Here is a 20132-nt window from a genome sequence, read left to right on the forward strand (position 1 = left end):
GCAACGGTAATATTAGTATTAAATTAGGTCGCCAACAACGTCATCAATTTTAAAGTCTTTCTTTGATAAACTAGTTCCGTGTTCCTTATTATAGTTTTGTATTGCTGCCGCCAATTCACGAGATGGTTTTCCTTGTGATCTTTCTTCAAAAACTTGATCGCCTATTTGAAATCTAGCAGATGGTGCTTTTTTGCGTTGAGTAGCCAAGTTTGGCTTTGAGCCACTTAATGCCTTTTTTTTATTTGCTAATTCGTCTGGAATTTCAACATTAACAAGACGTAAAGCTTGTATCGCTGCTTCTACATTCTTCAACTCTTGCTCATTGCTAAGTTCTTCAATAATGTAGCTTATTCTATCTCGGAGCGTCTCTAGCTCACTTAGAGTTAGATCTAAGCTTCTGATATTATTGCGACTATTAAATATTTCTATTGCTGCTTGTTGCTTTTCTGTAAGTGTCATTGTTTTGTTCTCATAGGTTGTTACGTTCATAGAATGTCAATTTTAAAACAGTTTTAAAAAGTGCGAAAGCAATTAATAATTAAATATTATAAACTTTGTTTATATTTCATTTTATATATTTACAATCTCATTTTAATGTGGTTTAGTAATGTCAATCTAAACAACAATGCAGGAATTTAAATGCTTTTAACTAATCGCCGTAAGTACGTATATGAAAATCCCAATTTAAATGTTTCGAGCAAACAGTATAAAAAAGATTTAAAAAGTTTTGATAACTATGAGATCTCAGACGAGGAAGCTAAGCTAAAAGCAAATAAATTGACCGTCGAAGAACAGAATAGCACACTCAAACTTAGAAGATCTCATTTTGATAAAAGATTTAATGAACATTGTTATACTAGAAAAGATCGTTCAGAGAGCAAAGCTTCTACAATTGATTTTACAAGCGTAGTTAAGAAGGAAAATCGAGTTCCTGGGCTGTATGGTTGTAATCGTTGGAAACCGAAAGAAATCGCACATGTGAAAGAAACTGAATCTTTTTGCTTTTTTTAAAAATGGGGAAGCCTAATGGCAAAGCAGCATCACTGTGAAAATCTTCCATCAGACGTTCAAGTGTACTACACAGATCACTACACGACGAACAAGCAATGGTTTTTGTTTATTTCTGAATCTGCATCAGAAATGGATTTGGAACTGAGTCATGAACTTAATGAAGTCGGGGAGTTGCTTTGGCAAACTGCCTTTAACATCATTCATTGCCCGTATTGTGGTATCAAATTAGAAAACGTAGATAATGGCAGCCCCCACTTTCATAAAGCCATTAATTATAAACTTATCTAGAAGCGTTACATTTGTATTTGTCATGCTGCAAGGCATGACTAAATTTTGGCTGATTATGTTACATCTCTATTTAAAACTAATCGACAAAGGTGCAATGTTGAGAGCTGAGTACAAAGACTAGTCAACAACATTAAGCTTATCGAGGAGAGGCAATTATTGGGAAAATGTGCCGACGGATAGCTTCTTTAGAAGCTTGGAAGCGGAATGGGTGCCAACAGTACGCTCGTAGCTTTACAGAGGCTCAATATGAGACCATCCGCTACTTATAGCCAGCTCAGGCCGCATCAGTATAACGCTGGACTGTCACCCAATGAGTCAGACCGATTGTATTGGAAAAACTCTAAAACCGTGGCCAATTTTAGTTGACCACTACACTTCGTTACATTGTCAGACTCGCTACTTTATTCAGAGTCCTAGGTTCATCTGGTGATACAGATGGTTCACTCGTTGAGCGGTGAACAGCGCTTCATACGACTTCACGTCGCACACCCCATAACGTGTCAGACAAGTCGTTCAGCTCCCTAGAGGTTCAGAGGCAGTTGACCAAATTTTAGTAATGAGAGAAAGTAGTATTTACGTGTACTTTGCTTCTACATGTCGTAAATTTCGATGCAAATTAACAAAGGTGATCTCGATGGTTAAGCTATTGGCTTATTGCGGAACTATGGCTTTAGGAGAGGGTGCTAAAAAATGTTGTCAGTTTTGAAGATTATAAAAGTAAATGAAGTTATATTGATCTATTAGATGTTACTAGCTAAATGTAAGTGGTATTTTTAACCTGTTGAAATTAAAAAGCTTTGACGCATTTATTAATTGGCATTGGATGTGCGCTCAATAAAGTAGAAATTAGAAAGAGTAATATGTTTTGGATAATAAAGAATTAATTATTTCAGTCAAAAGCGTCTTAGCACGCCTTCAGTCTTTTGGTGTTAGCAGAGAAGATTTACGCAATTTATTAGTGCTTCTATTTCTTTTGAGATGGTTGCGTGATGAGATGAGTAGTTTTGCGGATTACAATAGTGAAAGAAATAGTTTAGATTTTACCTATAGGTTGAATGAATTATTTTCTTCAAACATTAAATCTCATGAAATTGAGCAACATGTTCATGAAAGCCTAAATCTGCTTAGATATTCTGTAAAATTTGAAGGGTTAAGTGAACTCGATTTTTCGTCAAAGAATCATTTATTCAAAGACAAAAGAGTTGTTATGGAGGCCCTCTATTGGTTTAGCCAATGGGGAGGACTTCGTTTAGACCGTAGAAAAGATATTTCACAATTGTTTGAGGTGATTTTACAAGAAACTAGAACACCTCAAACAACACAATTTTCCTCAAGTAAGTTACTTTCGCAACTGATAGTGGCTATCGCTGCCCCTAAAAGCGGGGAAACCATTTTAGATCCATGCGTGGGTGAAGGAAGCTTTTTAATAGCGGCTCATAACGCAATTGAAGCCTCAGATACAGACTTTTTGTCAAAAACATCATTTACTGGATATGACTTATCAGAAGATGCCATTCTCATTGCGATGGTGCGATTCTTTTTGTCAGGAACGTTTAACTTTCATTTGACCAAAAGAAGTGCTTTGTATGATAACTATAAACGAGATCAGCATCTTAAATACGATGTTGTATTAGCTCAGCCACCAGTGGGTATTAAGAGAGAAGATTACCGTCAATTATCTTATGAGAAGCAGTTTCCTGTTATCACTAACGACGTTGTTGGAATGTTTATTCAGCAGGCTGTATTTTCATTGAAGCCCAGTGGTAGGGCTATAATTGCAATACCTGAAGGATTGCTATTCGGTAAAAGTAGATCGCAAATAGAATTAAGAAGATATTTGATTGAAAACGGATATATAGAAGCTGTTGTCAGAATACCACCAAAGACATTAATTGAAGACTCTGGAATCCGTGGAGCTTTACTGTTCCTAAGTAATAGTAAGAAGCGAATTCGAAAAATAAGGTTTGCTGATCTGGCTACGTACTTTCAGTATGTAAATAGTAAACCATCTCAATTGTTACCTAAAGTTCTACTGCATGAAATTTTAGAAAGATTGTTCTGCGAAGAATTACCTGAGGAAATTCCTTTGCTATCGGGAGTTATAGAAGGAACTCGGGGAACAGGAGCACCAACATGTGCTTTTTGGGATATATCTGTCGAAGAAATTACAAGTAACAATTGGGATTTAACCCCAGTTCGTAAGCAAGATGATGCTTTGACTCATTTATTAAATGACTTTAGAACTTTGATTGGTAATGAGGTTAAAGTAGAAAACTTATCTAAAGTCGCACAAATAAGTACTGGCAAAACGGTAAGAAGCAGTGAACAAATTGATTTAAAAAATCAATATGGCTATATCCGTATTCGAGATATTGACGATTTTAAAATTCAAAAAATCACAACTTGGGTACAAGAGGATTTTGCTCGTGCGTACGCTGACAATCAATTATACAAAGGTAATATTTTAATATCTAAAACTGGCACCATTGGAAAACTTGCGCTAGTTGATGATAAAATCGAGGGATCTTTTGCAGGAAGTAATTTTTACGTTTTACGAATAAACTCAGCAAAAGTTTCATCTGAATACTTGCTTTATTATTTGTCCACTTCATTTTGTCAAGATTGGCTTGATAGCCGAACAAGAGGGACTGTTCAGCAACATATAAACACAGATGTAATAAAAACATTACCAATTCTGCTACCATCAATGGAAATGCAAAAGCGTGCTGTAGCGCAGTATAAACAGCATGGCACAGATGTAATTACATTTTTAAAAGAGAACAGTCAGCAGTCAGATGATAAGGCTATTGAAAATCTAATCGAAGTAATGGAAGGGGAAGTCCCTAAGTTAATTGGCAATGATGCTAGCATTGAGAAATCTACCTACCTGTTAAGTGAGTTCTCGTCAAAAGCGTTGAGCATTGAAGGTGTAATTGATGAACTGAATTCACGAAAAAAAGACTGGTTTTCAAGTGTCTTAAATATATTGCGCATTTTAAAGGACATTAACAAAATCCCTCCTGGTCCTGTCTTGTTAAATATATTTCAAGATCTCGATGACCAAATTATTAAATTACTCGAGACAACGGCTGGTAATTACAATCAGGAAGAAAGGTTACTTCGAATATTTGGTAATATAGGTGGTCGAGTGCGCAGGTGCATCGACAAGATATTAGCCAATATCAGCATTATTGTCTCTTCATCATTGGGTGAGTTGGAAAAGAATTCCAATGTTGAATTTTCTATTTCATTAGACAACCAAAGCTTTCTGCCTTTGAAGAATATAGAGGTAGAGACATCCCCTAACTTGGGCTGTGGTAAAACTTATTATCTAGCCGACCATACTTCGATGGACGTTTCACTCTCATTTAAAACCCCTGATGCTGATACGGTTAACTTTACCGTAATGTGGCGAGCTGAAACGCTTGCAGGAAAACAGGTAAGTGGAAGCTCTGAGCTTGCCATAAAATTGATGCAACTTACTGAAGAATTTAAGAGTTTTGATACTGCTAGTAATCCATATGTAACTGGTAGCCCGCTTGAGCCTGAGAATGGCGCATTAGTCTTTTACGGTAGAGAAACATTTATTCAACAGGTGGTCCGTCAAATTGAAGGTAATGGAAACGTTATTTTATTAGAGGGCAATCGAAGATCTGGTAAGACGTCAATTTTAAAACATTTAGAGGGTAGTAAAACTATACCAAATTGGTTGGTTGTATATTCAAGTCTACAGGGAGCAGAAGGTGCATCAGATAAAGTTGGTGTTCCTACTGTAGAAGTTTTTCGAGAAATGGCGCGGTCAATCGCTTTCGCTATTACAAAAACGGGCATTGATGTTCCGTTGCCAGATGGAAAAATAATCTTAGCAGGAAAGCCCGCACTCGGAATTGCAAGATCATGTAAAGCTGGTATCAGTGAAGATTCCCCATTTATTGATTTCAGAGATTATTTAGAAGTTTTACTTTCTGTGTTAGAAGAAAAGCAGCTTGGTATTGTTTTAATGCTGGATGAGTTCGATAAGCTTCAAGAAGGCATCGATAATGGAGTTACTTCTCCTCAACTCCCTGAAAATATTAGGTATCTAATTCAAAACTACTCAAGATTCTCGGCGATTCTAACTGGTTCACGAAGATTGAAGAGACTTAGGGAAGAGTATTGGTCAGCATTATATGGTCTTGGCACGAACCTAACAGTAAGGGCTTTGGATAAGTCTAGCGCTGAAAAAGTTGTAGTGGAGCCAGTCAAAGAATACGTTGCTTACTCTGGTGAAGCGGTAGAATTGATTTTGGGTTTAACCGCGAGACAACCTTATTTAATTCAAAAAATATGCAATCGTATTTTTGATTATGCTGTTAGGAATGCTGCACACTCAATTAAAACATATGATGTAAACCTTATTACAGATGAGCTAATTGTAGCAGATGAACACTTTGCTAGTTTGTGGGATTACGCACGTCTTGGGCCAGCTAACGGTAGATATAGAAGGCAAGCTTTGTTATGTGTATTATCTAGTAATTTTGATAACAAACCATTGTGCACGTTTGGGATGCTACAAGAATATTTATTACAAAACGGCATTAATGTAAAAGACGATGAGTTAGAAGCTGATATTGCTTACTTAAGAGAATTAGAACTAGTTAATTTTTGTGGAGAAGATGGAACTGGTTATTACACGATTGAAGTGCCGTTAATGGCTAAATGGATTAGTTATCACCAAGATAGCGAAGTAGTATTAAAAAGTTCGCTTAATGAAGAGGGATATTATAATGATAAATAGAAAATTTCCAGTCACAGGTAATGAATCTACATTGATTGGTCGTTTAAATATTCTTGATGAAATATTAACGGCAATTAATAAACCAGTACCAGATCACATTCAAGTTGTTGGTCCTAGATATTCAGGAAAAACAGTTATATTGGAAAGGCTAAAGGAAATTGTTATATCTGAAGGTAAGAGGGAGTATTCGTGTGTGCTCCTATGGGATCTTGGTCATAGTACACCAAAAAACGATTCCGAGTTCTTGAGTCAATTTGCTGCCAACTTATCTGATGCTATTAAGGATAAATATTCTGAGTATTCTGAGTACTTAAATGAATCGATTGATACTTTTAAGCAAGACATAGCTGAGGTATTACGGGAATTAAATGATAAGACAAAAATCCTAGTTATTTTTGATGGTTTTGATAAAGCACTATCTAGTGACAAATTAACAAGGAATTTGTGGGATCAATTACGTGAATTAGCACAGAATAGGTCATTGACTTTAATAACGGCTAGTCGAAAAACACTTAGAGAGTTGATCAGGAACCCAGATGCCCAAACGAGTGATTTTTGGAATATATTCTTATCGACACCAATACGTGTTAATTGCTTTGATGAGAATGAGATATCAGACATATTAATCAATTACTGTCAAGTTGAGTTTGATAAGGGGGCGTTAACTGAATTACATAATGCTACAAATGGGACCCCAGTTGTATTGTTAGAGGTATTGAATTATTTGTTACATGGACATGATGGAAAAAAGATTACTAATGCATCGGTTCAAGAAGCTGTATCAGGTTCATTTGAATCAATTCAAAACTTTATAGATGATCTTTGGCATGATTGTTCACCAGCTACACAAGACACTATTAGGTTATTAGCCGAAGAGTCGGAGATTCAAGGTGTTTGTCAATCCGATAAAACGAGCATTGTGGAGAAAGGTTTTGCAAGAGCTAGTGGTAATAAATTGAATAAGCCAAGTCGTATATTACAGACTTATTTAGGTGGCTTAGCAAATGAAAAAGGAGCGATAGACCGTCTTTTCAGTAATGAAGTAGCATTTTCACAGAATTTTAATCATGTTTTATTTAAGCGATTTTCACAAATATCTATCATTGATCATGACTTAAATAGGTATTTACAAAGATGTATGGAAGATTTACCGAACCACCCAAGTGTTTGTTTAAGTGGTATTAGGGGTATTTTAGATAAATGCTTTGACATAATCTGGAATGCTGAATTTGGAGGAAAGGTCGTCCCTGATGGTCATTTCGATACTTGGAATTACCATAAAGAACATGAAAGTTTAAATGAGTTTAAAACTAGTTTTCCACAAGGAGCTAAGCGACTAAAACTATTAAGAGCTTTAACTACGCCTGAGCGTTCAAACCCTCTTGCAAAAGTAGTTTCCAAATCAACCTATGTAGCAATAAATGCTCTCTATCCATTTGGTGACTTCGGACAACATCAAGAAGGTGAAAATATAAGCCTTCAAATGGTGTATTCTTCTATTTTTTTGGCGGTTGAACTAGTCGCGTCTTTGCAAAATGATTTAGCCAATAGCAAAGATGGATTTTAGTTTTCGGATGATCAGAATGGTATATCGCTGTTACTTTAACAGCGGCTGCTGGATTGCTTCAACATCAATATGTTCATAATAGCGTTTGTCATGAGCTAAATAAGTATCATCGTTAAGTGAATATCCATTTTTGATAGTTTTATCTGGTGTTACTAATGTAAAACATATACCAAAGAATGTGGTTGCAATGTTTGGGGTTGCAACCCAGAAAAAGAGAGTTGCCGCTATTGTTTCTAACAAAGCCAAGTACTTGGAGAAATTACTCGCTGCGTTTCTAATTTTCCGTTTCAGGCGGCGTTAACCCGTACAAATTTTAATCCGAAACTGACGAGTTAGAGCAAATGGCCTATCACATTCTGTCCATAGGTGTGCCAGCGCCGATCACGGCAAACAAACCTTTGCCCTAAACCTTGTTGTCGATTGGTTTACAGCGTTTTGCTGGTAAATCATTATGCTATACATTATCTAATGCCATCATGTGTTGAGAAGAGAAGAATGAGCAAAATACGACTATCAGAAAAAGAACTTATTGAGGGAATGACTTCTTCAACCGTACACGCTGATGAACTTGCAAATGTAACACCAGTAGAATTAAGCCTAGAGCAAAGTGATTCTCTTACAGAAGAAGAGAAAATGAAGCTAGTTTGCTATCGGTTTTTGGATATCAAAGAAGATGACTTGATGGAAGGCGATGAGTTTTTCACGGAGTTAGATTCGGGCAAGTATGATGAAGCTTAGCTTGCAGATATCATAATGTCTGAAATCTAACTACCTTTGAGCAAATTGGTTTAATTTTTTCACGCCATTGTCCTAACACCTCTAGCTGACGTGTTTTTGCCCCCAAGTGAGTTTGTGAAGCGCTCTTTTTAACATAGAGCGCTCCTGTTAATTTTTGGGATTATGTCTGCTTTAAAATTTCCAAACGTGATCGTATGCGAGACGAGCAAGCTCTGTTGTTCGCTGATCTATAAGCTGAGCTGTCCAATCATCAGTGTCTAAGTTGTCTTGAGAAAAACTCTTTGTAAGATCAAAATTACTCTGTTGATATAACGCAATTTTGTCACTAAATGGCTTAGTGTCTGCCTTATTGTTTAATGCTGAGCCTAGTGGTAAAAGGTTTCCTATTTTACCAACCTTAACGTGATTCGTTTTTTGAGACATGATGTGTTCAAGTGTCATATCCAAAGGTACAACTTCAACGCTACCTCGTTCATGGCGCTCTAACATAAAGAAAATGTATTGAATTAGTTTTTTATCAGCGACACTTGTTTTTGTGAATTTGAGTTCAGTGAATTTTCTAATGAATAAGTCTCTACTAGGTACTTTTGCTCTTAGCTTAGTCTTTAACTCTTCAAGTACAGTTGAAGCCGCTCCTCGAGTATCTGCATTCAAAACTTGGCGAGCATAAGAGGAGTAAATATTCTCTACACCTGAGGGCCTTTGTGAGCAAATAGCGTTAAATGAGAAGTGAAAGAACTCAAGAACTTGTAACATTTCGATGAGCTTAGATTGACGAATTTTTCTCTTTGCAAAAGCTTCAAACATGGACAGAATTAGTGGTCTACAAATCGAAACATTAAAAATCTTCAGTGAATTTAATGAATAAAAAATATGTTTAGAAGTGTTTTCTCGCCAATCATCAAAGCGAGGGTCGAGTATTTTGGCATAGATGCCAACACTCCCTTGTAAGTTTTCTAGGAAATCTTCTGCGGTAAAGTCGCCAGAAATTAATTTATCTTTAAAGTTTTTGTACAGCGAACTTTCACTGGAAACAGGGTAATGAGCATTCCACCAATGCCTCACATAATTCACCATTTTAAAGTTCTTATTTCTATCGGAAATTTCACTGTTAATGCTGTTCCAACCTGTTTGTGCAAAATCTATTGGATGATTCTTACGTAGTTCACTAAACAGTTTATTCTTGATTAAGTCTGCTGCATCTAAATCCATACCACGGGCATTTAGAATTTCAAAAATGATATATGCATCATCTTTATTGGCAACCACAACTTTGATAACCTTAATGTGACGAGTCAACTGAACTGCTATTGCTTTCAAGCAGCGGATGGCATCCGCTCGTTCAGCACTTGCAGTGCCAAGCAAATCTTTCGTTAATTTGTCCGCTTTTAGTTTGTCATCAAAAAAACTCCATGCATCTGCTAGCAAGTTATCTTCACGGTTACTTGCTTCACATTGGTGTTTTTCAAAGTTTTGAATTGCGAGTTTGTAAAAGTTGCTTTCAGACTTACGTTCAAGTTTGAAATACTTAGGAGCCTCGGTCTCTTCTAAAGTTGGGTCTTCTTCTTCACTAATCAGAGCACCTTCGATGTAGTTATCAAAGACACCTTTAGCATATGCGATATCATCAAGTTTCTTAAGAGCTTCACAAATAGCGCAGATTAGAGTGGTGATAACGGTAATACGTTGCTGCCCATCAACTATTTGTTGCTCAAACCCGTCCTCATCACCTGCTAGAACGATAGCTCCAATGAAATATTCACTAAACTCAAAACGAGAAGACGCTACATTGAAGGTGATATTGGAGACAAGGTCGTACCAAAACTCTTCAAGAAGTTCTTCTTGCCAAGAAAATTCCCTCTGATTTCTAGGAACTATATACTGCTTACGTAAAGAGAATAGATTATCTACCGTTACAGGAGTGGCTCTAAAGTCCATGCTAACCTCATTATTATCAATTTATTACATACTACTTCGAAATGAAACTGTATGCACCAGACTCTCATCAGGTTTTTGATATATAGAACAAAAGTAATTGATCTGAACCAGCAGAACTGGACACTTCACTGAGCGACTTCCCGATAGCAAAAGTTATCCGAGTTTTTCTATTTTACGTAATTACTCTAAGAAGGTTTTGTCCATCTTCGAGCTAGCTGGTTGTAGCTAGATCAGATTTGTCCATCTAGACTCATTTTTTCAAAGACCGCTATCCCCTGATTGGCTAGAGCTTTATTTTGACAAGCATCCGAAGAGCGTTGCTGACAATGGAATCTATGATATGAGCAGGAAAGTCGTTGGGTAGCTGGTTAACTACTTGGTCAATAGCATTCGGAAAGGAGTCAATAAATTCGTGAAGTATCTCTTGCATTCGAATTGTGCAGAAACCAACGGTTTCTGCTGTTGCAATAAAGTGACGCGGATAGATTTTTTCTAAATGCCACTTATTGCCACTTGAAGTGGATTTGAGAGACATTGCTAATTTTAATTTACGTGTGTTAATACCTCTACCACTTGATGAGGGGAAGGCAGACATAATGTCGTAGAATGGTGTTAATCGATACGTACTGTCCGCTTCGATAAAAATCGAAAAGTTCTTTGCATGCCCGTCGGTTGCACCGATCAACCATTGAAATACTTGAAAGCGCATAAAATTGTCGCAGTCCTTGTCTGCGCATCTAGAACCACTCAGTAGTTGCATGATTTCTTTAATACCAACGCCACCATCACTCTGATATTTCAATCGTGAGGGCAGCGAGAATACTTGGCACATGTCTTCTTGAGCCAATCGAATAAGTGTGTTTTCATCTTGCGACCAGTGTCTATCGAAACGTTCAATAATTAGAGCTTTCATTCCTTCAACTTCTAAGATCTCAATCTTTGGAACTTGGAAGCCCATTGCTTCTGCAAGTTTTATACAGAAATACTCATTTTCAACGCTCCTCGTCATATCAAGTGTTGCCGCTGGCTGCTGAATAAAGCCGATCGGAAATTTGAGAATGTAAGTGCTTGGGTAATCCAAACTGGGTAAAAACCAATCATTTTTGATTTTAACTAGTGCAGTTTTCTCTTGCGCCCCAGATATTGTGATGCGGAAGTCGTGTTTATTGGACATGCCAAGAGGGAACTGATACTCATGAGCCGTAACTATATTGTGTAAATTACGAACTGAAAGTGGTTCCAGTTGCGTTGAAGAAAGACCATTATGCACTTCATTTTTTGGCAGTAATGAAAGTGAGCCAACGCAATCGAGCCCGATTACATGTAATAAGTCAAACACGTCAGTTGAGTCGGTGTTATAGCGATGTTGTATATTCTTACGCGCCGAAGAAAGGTCAGGTAGTAGATTGTCAAAGTAGTTTAATACAGGAGTACCGATGTACGGCTGACTTTGAAGTGGGAGAGATAGCGAAATTGGGTAGGCGTTCTGCTGTTCTAACCATTTCTCATCGTAGCAAAATTGCAGTTTGCCATCAGTAAGCTTGGTTAAATGGGCAACTTTGGTGCTGTTGATGTATGCAAGTAACGTAGTCATCTGTTTCTTCTGAAGGAAAAAGGAGATGGAGAGGTGTTACCTAAATCATACAATTAGTTGACAAAAAAGCTAGAGCCAATGTTACAACACAGTGAAACTGACTATTGAAGGAGAGGGTTAGCTATACAGTAGCCAGCAATATTATTACTGGCTATCAATTTTGTTAACAGTAATTACATCTTTGCGTGGCAGTAAGTACGATACCCACCAATCAAATTACGTGCTTTAAAACCTTTGTTGACTAGTTGACGATAAGCGACGTTACCGCGTAACCCAACTTGGCAGTAAATAACAATTTCTTTATCTTTTGGTAGTTCGTTCATACGATGACGTAATTGATCGACAGGAATATTGATTGCACCTTCAAGGTATCCTACCGACTCAAGTTCACCTTGATTACGTACATCAAGAAGGACTTGATCTTCAGATAAATTATCAATTTCATCATAATGAATCACAGTTGCGTCACCTTTGATGATGTTGTTTGCGACAAACGCAGCTTGGTTGATCACATCTTTTGCACTGCCGTAAGGTGGCGCGTAAGTCAATTCTAAGTGTTGGAGTTGCTCTACCGTCATACCTGCGCGTTGAGCAACCGCCATCACGTCGATGCGTTTATCAATACCGTCTTTACCGACTGCTTGAGCACCGTAAATTTTGCCAGACTTAGGATCGAACAACATTTTGAATGAAACAATTTCAGCGCCAGGGTAGTAACTCGCGTGGCTTGCGGTGTGGACGTAAACTTTTTCGTATTCAATGCCTGCGCGTTTAAGCTGTTTCTCATTTTTACCAGTGGAAGCCACAGCAAGATCGAAGATCTTACAAATCGCCGTACCTTGTGTACCTTGATAAGTCTCGTTCCGACCTAACATGTTATCGGCCGCCATACGACCTTGACGGTTTGCAGGGCCAGCAAGAGGTACTAAGGTTCGGCCACCAGTCACAAAATCTTTTTCTTCAACAGCGTCACCCACTGCGTAGATGCTTGGATCGCTCGTTTGCATGTATTCATTAGTATAGATACCACCAAGTGCCCCAATGTCTAATTCTGCTTCTTTTGCTAATTTAATTTCTGGGCGAACACCAATAGCCATGATTAAGATATCAGTGGTTAATGTTTCACCGTTGTTGAGGGTAAGATTCAGTTCACCCTCAATATGTTGTTTATTTTCATTCTCACCAGAACTAAAGCTCGCGATATGTTCATTCGGTACATACTCAATAGCTTGAAGGGCAACTCCCAATTTTAGGTCAATGCCTTTTTGACGAATTTCAGCATGAGCAAAGCCCGCCATTTCTTTATCAACAGGTGTCATCACTTGATCTGCCATCTCGATGAGAGTGGTTTTAATGCCAAGCTGGTGGAAGGCTTCCATCATTTCTAGACCAATGAATCCACCACCAACAACAGTCGCGTGTTCGGGCTTGTTCATCTGAATCGTTTGAATGATACGATCCATGTCTGGAATGTTACGCAATGAATGAGTAAGTGGGTTATCAATGCCTTTGATTGGCGGAACAATTGGGCCTGCACCTGGGCTAAGTAACAGGAAGTCATAGTTTTCTTCATACTCACTACTATCAATCAGGTTCTTAACAGTAACGAGTTTGTTGTGGCGGTCGATAGATATGACTTCATTCATTACACGAACGTCAACATTAAATCGAGCTAAAAAGCTTTCTGGTGTTTGTAGTAATAATTTACTGCGATCTTTGATATCGCCGCCTATGTGATAGGGCAATCCGCAGTTTGCGAACGAGACGAAGCTTCCTCGCTCAAACATTATGATTTGGGCATCTTCACTAAGCCTTCTGGCTCTTGCTGCTGCTGAAGCTCCGCCAGCGACACCACCGACGATTAAAATTTTAGTCATATCTTAATATTCTCTACTCTGTAAATTATTACTAAAGTGAATTTAGGTTGGAAAACCGTTAGTTGCTAGCTGTGACCACAACTATCAAATTACAAAATGTCGTCAATCATACAGTTGACTAACGAAACGAAAGGGCCTCTTTCAAACATAATGATTTGTGCATCTTCACTAAGACGTCTTGCACGAGCTGCTGCTGATGCGCCACCTGCAACACCGCCAATAATTACGATTTTGGTCATGCTGATCTCCATAAAATCAATGATATAGATAAATTAAAAAGGAAAAATCAAAAAATGTAGTCAATTATCTATTTCACTAAGGATGCATAAGGGCCGTGCTCGAACATGATGATTTCAGCATCTTGACTTAGACGACGGGCACGGGCAGTTGCTGATGCGCCACCAGCAACACCACCAGTAATCACAATTTTAGTCATAACTCACTCCAAAAAAATTAATCAAAAGCTTGGCTTAGGGATATATCCCCTTAACTTAGGCCAAGCTTCTTCAAGAAAAATACAGCAGGACAAATCCCTGTAAAAGCGCTTTGGATAAGGTTTACACCGACAAATACGGTTAACCAAACAAAGTTGGGATGTACAAACATCGTGAGAATTACCGAAAGCAATATCATACTGCCCGCCAATACTCGTACGCCATTTTCAATAGTCATATTGTTACCCTCCGTTGGAAATTGAAATCACTATAATCCTGTAAATTAGAAAAGTCTAATGTTAATTTGTCTAAATTCACATTAACTAAATAAGCATTGACTAAATTACATTTATTAGTATTATCTAATTTAAATGTATCGCGGAGGAATAATGATGGATGCTACATCGATCAATATTGAGCAAATGAAAACCAATGCTATCGAAGTGTCTGAGCTGCTAAAAACGTTAGCTCACCCAGAACGTTTGATGGTGCTTTGCCAGTTAATAAATGGTGAGGTAGGGGTTGGGCTGCTGCAACAAAGTTCAGCGTTGAGCCAGTCGGCGTTTTCTCAGCATCTAACCGTAATGCGTAAGCACGGCATTATTCAAGCAAGAAAAGAGTCACAACAGGTGTTCTATTCGTTGTCTGATTCGCGCATTGCTCAGCTTATCCAAAGCTTACAAACCGTATTTTGTAATTAGTGAGAATAGAGGAAAAATAATGGCTTTTAGCATTCCTTGGGAATCGTTGTTTGGTGGTGTTTTACTAGGGATATCAGCCACATTAATGTTGCTATTTAATGGCAAGATAGCAGGAATTAGTGGTGTTTTAACTGGGTTGATGACGCCCAAAACGCGTGACTTTGCATGGCGTTTATTGTTTGCGCTTGGCATGGTTTCAGGTGGTGTGTTGGGTGTGCTTTTCTTCAGTGCAGAAGTACCTCAAACCTTTACGATTGGTAGTGGCATGCTGGTATTGGCAGGGTTACTGGTTGGTATTGGTACACGCTTAGGGAACGGTTGCACAAGTGGGCACGGGATTTGTGGTATCGGCCGCTTATCTCCTCGTTCTATTGTTGCTACTTGTGTTTTCATGGTGGTTGCAGCCATGACTGTGTTTGTGCGTCTTCATCTTAGTTAAGTGAGTGTAAAAATGAACAATCTGTTGTTTCGATTAACGTCTTTAGTGGCGGGCCTGTTATTTGGTTTAGGTATGGTGTTATCTGGCATGGCAGACCCAGCAAAAGTCGTCGGTTTTCTAGATATCACTGGCGCATGGGATCCAAGTTTAATGTTTGTTATGGGCGGAGCGCTTGCAGTTTTTATGCCAATGTACTTATTGGTCATTAAACCAAGACAGAAACCAGTCAATGCTGAACAATTCTGTTTATCGAATAACCGTAATATCGATGCAAAGTTAGTATCTGGCGCGGCAATCTTTGGTATTGGTTGGGGATTGGCTGGTATTTGTCCGGGACCAGCGCTGTCAAGTTTAGCATTAGGAAATAGTGGCGTTTGGATTTTCTTCGCTTCGATGATGGTTGGACTAGGCGCTACTAATTTATTGATCTGTATTAACAATAGTAAAAAACGTCAAACACAAACTGCCTAGTGTATCTAAACTGGTATAGGCAGATGAAATCGTAATGATAAGTGAGGGGGAAAGATGAAAAGGCTATCTTGGAGTGTATTAATTGCCTTAGTCAGTAGTAGTTACGGGATCAGCGCCTATGCTAGTGCGTTATACACAGTAAAAAGTGAACGACTACCGCAACGAGTTGAACTTGACGGTGTTGTTCAGCCTGTGAATAAGGGCACAGTGGCAGCGCAAACGTCTGGCCGTGTTGTTGGTCTATATGTTGACGTAAACGACTATGTTAAAAGCGGTGAGGTTCTGCTTGAAATCAGTGCGGTTCAGCAATCGGCATCTTTAGATGCATCTCAAGCTCAGTTAGCCAGCGCTGAAGCACAAAACCGAGAAGCCCAAGCTCAGGTTAAACGTTATCGTTTACTCTTTCCTAAAGGCGCGATCTCTCAAGACCAAATGGATGGTGCTGAAGCGAAAGCGCGCAGCAGCGCTGCCGCTGTGAAAGCGGCAAAAGCTGCCGTATCACAAGCGAAAGAATCACTAGGCTACACCAATATTACGGCACCTTATGACGGTGTTGTGACTCAACGCCATGTTGAGTTAGGTGAAACGGTTTCGCCAGGAATGGCACTGATTAGCGGTTTTTCATTGGATAAATTGCGAGTAGAAACCGAGATCCCACAACGTTATCAACCTAATGTGACGACCATTGACCAATTTCAAGTCATCGCGCCTAGTGGCGAAAAAATCACACCAACAGAATTTAGCCTGTTTAGCTACGCAGATCCTCAATCTCACACCTTCAAAATTCGCTTAGATTTACCACAAACAGGGCAATTCAACTCTGCAGAAACTCTTATGCCAGGAATGTGGGTCAAAACTGAATTTAACTACGGTCAACGTGATGTCATGCTTGTGCCGAATTCGGCAGTTTTGCGCCGAGCTGAACTTAGCGCGGTGTATCGCATGGTGGATGAACAACGTATTTTGAACCCTGTACGTTTAGGACAAACCTATGGTGAATATGTCGAAGTGTTGTCTGGCTTGGAACAAGGTGACACGGTTGTAAGTCGTGCGTTTACACAAGTGGGTGAGTGATATGGATAATCGTTTAGGCATTTCAGGTCGAATAGCAAAAGCATTCCAGAATTCAGCAATGACCCCTTTGTTAGCTTTGGTTGGGTTGTTGATGGGTGTATTCGCTGTGATGGTGACCCCTAAAGAGGAAGAGCCGCAAATAGATGTCACCTTTGCCGATGTTTATATCCCTTTCCCCGGCGCTTCACCTGCGGAAGTTGAAAGTTTAGTCACCAATCCTGCTGAACAGATCATTTCTGAAATTCAAGGAATTGATAAGATCTATTCTTTTTCTCAACCTGATGGCGCAATGATTGTGGCCATCTTTGAGGTTGGAGTACCACGCAACGAAGCTGTAGTGCGTATTTATAATAAGCTCTATTCAAATAAAGATTGGATGCCAGCCGGTGTCGGCGTCGGTGAACCAATCATTAAACCCAAAGGCATTGAAGATGTGCCGATTGTCAGCATCACCTTATCAGACAAGTCAGGGCTTTATGATAGTCAACAACTAACGCAAGTAGCTCATGGTTTAGAAACGGAGCTTAAGCGGATTGATGGCACACGTGATATCTACACTGTTGGACGCCAACCTACGATTGTCGATGTTCGATTAGATCCCGTCAAAATGAATAGCTTTGGTATCACGTTAGATCAACTTAATCAGCATTTACCTGCGGCGAATGCCAGTTCAACTATGCTGAAGTTGACACATGACAATCAGCAGTTTCCGATTCAGGTAGGTCAGTTTTTAACTCGAGTAGAAGAAGTAAAACAACTGGTTGTTGGGCTACATAACAATACGCCATTCTATTTATCTGATGTCGCTACAGTAAACTTAGGCGTTGATACCCCAACACAACATGTTTGGACCAGTGATAAGCAAGGCATTTATCCTGCGGTCACACTAGCCATTGCTAAAAAAGGGGGCGAAAATGCGGTGCGAGTCGCTCAAGTTGTTGAGGCGCGTGTTGCTGAATTAGAGAATCAATTGATACCTAAAGGTATCAATGTCGAAATTACCCGTGATTATGGCCAGACAGCTGCTGACAAAAGTAATACCTTAATAGCCAAATTAATTTTTGCTACCACTGCGGTTGTGATTTTAGTTGTGCTTGCGATGGGCTGGCGTGAAGCGATAGTGGTTGGTATTGCAATTATTGTTACGTTGATGATCACACTTTTTGCCTCATGGGCGTGGGGCTTTACACTCAATCGCGTTTCACTTTTTGCGTTGATCTTTTCGATTGGCATTTTGGTTGACGATGCTATTGTCGTGGTTGAAAACATCCATCGACATATGGCGCTGGGCAAAAATAAATTGTCGGAGCTTATCCCGGTTGCTGTTGATGAAGTCGGTGGACCGACGATTTTAGCGACGCTAACAGTGATTGCCGCTCTATTGCCGATGGCTTTTGTTTCGGGGCTAATGGGACCGTATATGAGCCCTATTCCGATCAATGCATCGATGGGGATGTTGATATCTCTGGCGGTGGCGTTTGTGCTTTCACCATGGCTTGCAGGGAAATTTCTTAAATCAGCGCCACATCATCCAGAAGGCAAAGCCGCGAGCGGTATTTTCCATCGCATCATGAACCCCTTTGTAACCTCATCGTCACAGAGGCGTAATCGTTGGTTGTTGCTGTTGGGGGTGTTTGCCCTTATTACTGGGTCAATCTTGCTACCAGTGACGAAAGCCGTCATCTTAAAAATGCTGCCTTTTGATAATAAATCTGAGTTCCAAGTTGTACTTGATATGCCAGAAGGTGCTTCACTTGAAAAAACGCAACGTGTGTTGTTTGAATTAGGTGCGGTGCTTAATAATGTTCCAGAAGTGAGTGGCTACCAAATTTATGCAGGTACGGCGGCTCCGATTAACTTTAATGGTCTTGTACGTCACTATTTTATGCGTAACCAAGCCAACCAAGGGGACATTCAAGTTAACTTACTTGGGCGTAAAGAGCGAGATAAAGACAGTCACAGCATTGCAAGTGAAGTTCGCCCATTACTTAATGAGGTTGCTCAGCGATTTGGCGGTAAGGTAAAGGTCGTCGAAGTACCACCCGGGCCACCCGTTTGGTCGCCTATCTTAGCGGAAGTATATGGACCAACACCTGAAATCAGAGCACAAGCTGCGCGACAATTAAGAGATATTTTCCGTTCAACACCAGATATTGTTGATGTCGATATGTACTTGCCTGAAATTCATCAAAAATGGCAAGTGGTGATTGATCGCAGCAAAGCTTCTCACTACCAAGTACCTTATGCGTCGATTGTTGATGCATTGGCAACAGCAGTCGGTGGAAAGCCAGTCACTTACTTGCACAGCGAGCACAGTAAATATCCGATTCCCGTTCAAATTCAAGCGACTGAAACGGCAAAAGTTCGCTTAGAGCAAGTGCTGAATATGAAAGTGGGGAGTTTGACGGGCAGTGCGTACCCATTATCGGATTTGGTAGAAGTGCGTCAAACGCAAATGGATGACTATATTGTGCATAAAAACCTGCTACCGATGGTGATGGTTGTTGCTGATATGACGGGTGAAATTGATAGTCCACTATATGGCATGTTTGAAATGGCACTTAATATGGATGAGTTGGGGCTACCGGTTGAGCAGTACTATATTCATCAACCCACGGGTTTAAATGGTGTGGAAATATTCTGGGATGGTGAATGGACCATCACTTATGAAACCTTCCGCGACATGGGTATTGCCTACGGCATGGGAATGATTTTGATCTACTTATTGGTGGTTGCTCAATTTAAATCTTATCTTGTGCCTTTGATTATTATGGCTCCAATTCCACTCACTATTATTGGTGTGATGCCAGGGCATGCCATTTTAGGCGCTCAGTTTACCGCCACGTCCATGATTGGGATGATCGCACTGGCGGGGATCATCGTGCGCAATTCGATTTTGCTGGTGGATTTTATCAACCAACAGGTTGAAGCCGGAATGGAATTTTCGGAAGCGGTAATTCAATCGGCCGCGGTGCGAGCAAAGCCGATTATGTTGACAGCGTTAGCGGCAATGATCGGTGCGGTATTCATTCTGGATGATCCCATTTTTAATGGTCTAGCTATCAGCCTTATCTTTGGCATATTTGTATCGACGGTACTGACCTTGCTGGTGATTCCTGTTCTGTACTATGTGGTGATGAAGAAACGTTTTTGCCACCATTAGCATGAAATGCGCAATCTAGTCGTTGGCCGCCTTATTTAATAATGAGGCGGCCTTTTTAGT

Annotated in this window: 18 protein-coding genes and 1 pseudogene; 11 read left to right on the forward strand and 8 right to left on the reverse strand. The window is 39.6% G+C overall.

The features are described from left to right. Positions 1 to 18: 18 nt before the first annotated feature. Positions 19 to 459: a hypothetical protein gene (locus EYW48_RS08970; protein ID WP_277432282.1), complete on the reverse strand. Its 441-nt coding sequence runs from the start codon at positions 457 to 459 to the stop codon at positions 19 to 21. A 180-nt stretch (positions 460 to 639) separates the two neighbouring features. Between EYW48_RS08970 and EYW48_RS08975 the strand changes: the two genes are divergently transcribed. The 5 genes and pseudogenes from EYW48_RS08975 to EYW48_RS08995 all read left to right on the forward strand — a co-directional run bounded on the left by EYW48_RS08975 (position 640) and on the right by EYW48_RS08995 (position 7643). Then, positions 640 to 1011 (forward strand): hypothetical protein, encoded by a 372-nt coding sequence (locus EYW48_RS08975; RefSeq protein ID WP_277432283.1) that lies wholly within the window; start codon positions 640 to 642, stop codon positions 1009 to 1011. A 15-nt stretch (positions 1012 to 1026) separates the two neighbouring features. Further along, positions 1027 to 1299 carry a hypothetical protein gene (locus EYW48_RS08980; protein WP_277432284.1) on the forward strand — a complete coding sequence of 91 codons (273 nt, stop codon included), beginning with the start codon at positions 1027 to 1029 and terminating at the stop codon, positions 1297 to 1299. A gap of 133 nt (positions 1300 to 1432) precedes the next feature. Continuing rightward, positions 1433 to 1665: pseudogene (locus EYW48_RS08985) on the forward strand (IS3 family transposase); the annotation flags it as partial. A 499-nt stretch (positions 1666 to 2164) separates the two neighbouring features. Next, positions 2165 to 6076, forward strand: a complete 3912-nt coding sequence (locus tag EYW48_RS08990) for an N-6 DNA methylase (protein ID WP_277432285.1) — start codon at positions 2165 to 2167, stop codon at positions 6074 to 6076. Beyond that, positions 6066 to 7643, forward strand: a complete 1578-nt coding sequence (locus tag EYW48_RS08995; RefSeq protein ID WP_277432286.1) for an ATP-binding protein — start codon at positions 6066 to 6068, stop codon at positions 7641 to 7643. The genes EYW48_RS08990 and EYW48_RS08995 overlap by 11 nt, the downstream gene beginning before the upstream one ends. Before the next feature lie 30 nt (positions 7644 to 7673). Here EYW48_RS08995 and EYW48_RS09000 read toward each other — a convergent pair whose 3' ends face one another. Beyond that, positions 7674 to 7883 (reverse strand): hypothetical protein, encoded by a 210-nt coding sequence (locus EYW48_RS09000; protein ID WP_277432287.1) that lies wholly within the window; start codon positions 7881 to 7883, stop codon positions 7674 to 7676. 255 nt (positions 7884 to 8138) lie between these two features. Here EYW48_RS09000 and EYW48_RS09005 point away from each other — a divergent pair, with 255 nt between their 5' ends. Beyond that, positions 8139 to 8381, forward strand: coding sequence for a hypothetical protein (locus EYW48_RS09005; protein ID WP_040122826.1), 243 nt, complete (start codon positions 8139 to 8141; stop codon positions 8379 to 8381). Between the two features lie 171 nt (positions 8382 to 8552). On the opposite strand, the gene EYW48_RS09010 is transcribed toward EYW48_RS09005, so the two are convergent. From EYW48_RS09010 to EYW48_RS09035, 6 genes are all read right to left on the reverse strand, one after another. Beyond that, positions 8553 to 10319: a DUF262 domain-containing HNH endonuclease family protein gene (locus EYW48_RS09010; RefSeq protein ID WP_277432288.1), complete on the reverse strand. Its 1767-nt coding sequence runs from the start codon at positions 10317 to 10319 to the stop codon at positions 8553 to 8555. Positions 10320 to 10602: 283 nt separating this feature from the next. After that, the gene (locus EYW48_RS09015) at positions 10603 to 11913 is read right to left on the reverse strand and encodes a type II toxin-antitoxin system HipA family toxin (protein WP_277432289.1); all 1311 of its coding nucleotides are present in this window, start codon (positions 11911 to 11913) and stop codon (positions 10603 to 10605) included. 173 nt (positions 11914 to 12086) lie between these two features. Then, positions 12087 to 13790 carry an FAD-dependent oxidoreductase gene (locus EYW48_RS09020; RefSeq protein WP_277432290.1) on the reverse strand — a complete coding sequence of 568 codons (1704 nt, stop codon included), beginning with the start codon at positions 13788 to 13790 and terminating at the stop codon, positions 12087 to 12089. A gap of 89 nt (positions 13791 to 13879) precedes the next feature. Beyond that, entirely contained in the window at positions 13880 to 14029 is a 150-nt protein-coding gene (locus tag EYW48_RS09025) for a pyridine nucleotide-disulfide oxidoreductase (protein ID WP_277432291.1), read from the reverse strand. Positions 14030 to 14097: 68 nt separating this feature from the next. Further along, positions 14098 to 14226 carry a pyridine nucleotide-disulfide oxidoreductase gene (locus EYW48_RS09030; RefSeq protein ID WP_168524575.1) on the reverse strand — a complete coding sequence of 43 codons (129 nt, stop codon included), beginning with the start codon at positions 14224 to 14226 and terminating at the stop codon, positions 14098 to 14100. A gap of 50 nt (positions 14227 to 14276) precedes the next feature. Beyond that, positions 14277 to 14462, reverse strand: a complete 186-nt coding sequence (locus EYW48_RS09035; protein WP_053310630.1) for a DUF2892 domain-containing protein — start codon at positions 14460 to 14462, stop codon at positions 14277 to 14279. Between the two features lie 151 nt (positions 14463 to 14613). Between EYW48_RS09035 and EYW48_RS09040 the strand changes: the two genes are divergently transcribed. The 5 genes from EYW48_RS09040 to EYW48_RS09060 are packed head-to-tail and all read left to right on the forward strand — an operon-like array spanning position 14614 to position 20072. Next, the gene (locus EYW48_RS09040) at positions 14614 to 14925 is read left to right on the forward strand and encodes a metalloregulator ArsR/SmtB family transcription factor (RefSeq protein WP_172532835.1); all 312 of its coding nucleotides are present in this window, start codon (positions 14614 to 14616) and stop codon (positions 14923 to 14925) included. A 19-nt stretch (positions 14926 to 14944) separates the two neighbouring features. After that, positions 14945 to 15364 (forward strand): YeeE/YedE family protein, encoded by a 420-nt coding sequence (locus EYW48_RS09045; protein WP_168524576.1) that lies wholly within the window; start codon positions 14945 to 14947, stop codon positions 15362 to 15364. A gap of 12 nt (positions 15365 to 15376) precedes the next feature. Then, positions 15377 to 15835, forward strand: a complete 459-nt coding sequence (locus EYW48_RS09050) for a YeeE/YedE family protein (RefSeq protein WP_053310633.1) — start codon at positions 15377 to 15379, stop codon at positions 15833 to 15835. Between the two features lie 54 nt (positions 15836 to 15889). After that, complete coding sequence (locus EYW48_RS09055; RefSeq protein WP_053310634.1) at positions 15890 to 16909, forward strand: efflux RND transporter periplasmic adaptor subunit; 1020 nt, start codon at positions 15890 to 15892, stop codon at positions 16907 to 16909. 1 nt (position 16910) lies between these two features. Next, positions 16911 to 20072, forward strand: a complete 3162-nt coding sequence (locus tag EYW48_RS09060) for an efflux RND transporter permease subunit (RefSeq protein ID WP_277432292.1) — start codon at positions 16911 to 16913, stop codon at positions 20070 to 20072. Positions 20073 to 20132: the final 60 nt, after the last annotated feature.

Origin of the sequence: Vibrio sp. 1180_3 (assembly GCF_029478545.1) — a bacterium.
In the GTDB taxonomy this organism is placed as follows: Bacteria; Pseudomonadota; Gammaproteobacteria; order Enterobacterales; family Vibrionaceae; genus Vibrio; species Vibrio aestuarianus.

What these genes read in the sequence shown, in the direction of transcription:
- EYW48_RS08970 (WP_277432282.1), bottom strand. Translation starts at nt 459, where the DNA reads ATGACACTTACAGAAAAGCAACAAGCAGCAATAGAAATATTTAATAGT.
- EYW48_RS08975 (WP_277432283.1), top strand. Translation starts at nt 640, where the DNA reads ATGCTTTTAACTAATCGCCGTAAGTACGTATATGAAAATCCCAATTTA.
- EYW48_RS08980 (WP_277432284.1), top strand. Translation starts at nt 1,027, where the DNA reads ATGGCAAAGCAGCATCACTGTGAAAATCTTCCATCAGACGTTCAAGTG.
- EYW48_RS08995 (WP_277432286.1), top strand. Translation starts at nt 6,066, where the DNA reads ATGATAAATAGAAAATTTCCAGTCACAGGTAATGAATCTACATTGATT.
- EYW48_RS09005 (WP_040122826.1), top strand. Translation starts at nt 8,139, where the DNA reads ATGAGCAAAATACGACTATCAGAAAAAGAACTTATTGAGGGAATGACT.
- EYW48_RS09010 (WP_277432288.1), bottom strand. Translation starts at nt 10,319, where the DNA reads ATGGACTTTAGAGCCACTCCTGTAACGGTAGATAATCTATTCTCTTTA.
- EYW48_RS09015 (WP_277432289.1), bottom strand. Translation starts at nt 11,913, where the DNA reads ATGACTACGTTACTTGCATACATCAACAGCACCAAAGTTGCCCATTTA.
- EYW48_RS09020 (WP_277432290.1), bottom strand. Translation starts at nt 13,790, where the DNA reads ATGACTAAAATTTTAATCGTCGGTGGTGTCGCTGGCGGAGCTTCAGCA.
- EYW48_RS09025 (WP_277432291.1), bottom strand. Translation starts at nt 14,029, where the DNA reads ATGACCAAAATCGTAATTATTGGCGGTGTTGCAGGTGGCGCATCAGCA.
- EYW48_RS09030 (WP_168524575.1), bottom strand. Translation starts at nt 14,226, where the DNA reads ATGACTAAAATTGTGATTACTGGTGGTGTTGCTGGTGGCGCATCAGCA.
- EYW48_RS09035 (WP_053310630.1), bottom strand. Translation starts at nt 14,462, where the DNA reads ATGACTATTGAAAATGGCGTACGAGTATTGGCGGGCAGTATGATATTG.
- EYW48_RS09040 (WP_172532835.1), top strand. Translation starts at nt 14,614, where the DNA reads ATGATGGATGCTACATCGATCAATATTGAGCAAATGAAAACCAATGCT.
- EYW48_RS09045 (WP_168524576.1), top strand. Translation starts at nt 14,945, where the DNA reads ATGGCTTTTAGCATTCCTTGGGAATCGTTGTTTGGTGGTGTTTTACTA.
- EYW48_RS09050 (WP_053310633.1), top strand. Translation starts at nt 15,377, where the DNA reads ATGAACAATCTGTTGTTTCGATTAACGTCTTTAGTGGCGGGCCTGTTA.
- EYW48_RS09055 (WP_053310634.1), top strand. Translation starts at nt 15,890, where the DNA reads ATGAAAAGGCTATCTTGGAGTGTATTAATTGCCTTAGTCAGTAGTAGT.
- EYW48_RS09060 (WP_277432292.1), top strand. Translation starts at nt 16,911, where the DNA reads ATGGATAATCGTTTAGGCATTTCAGGTCGAATAGCAAAAGCATTCCAG.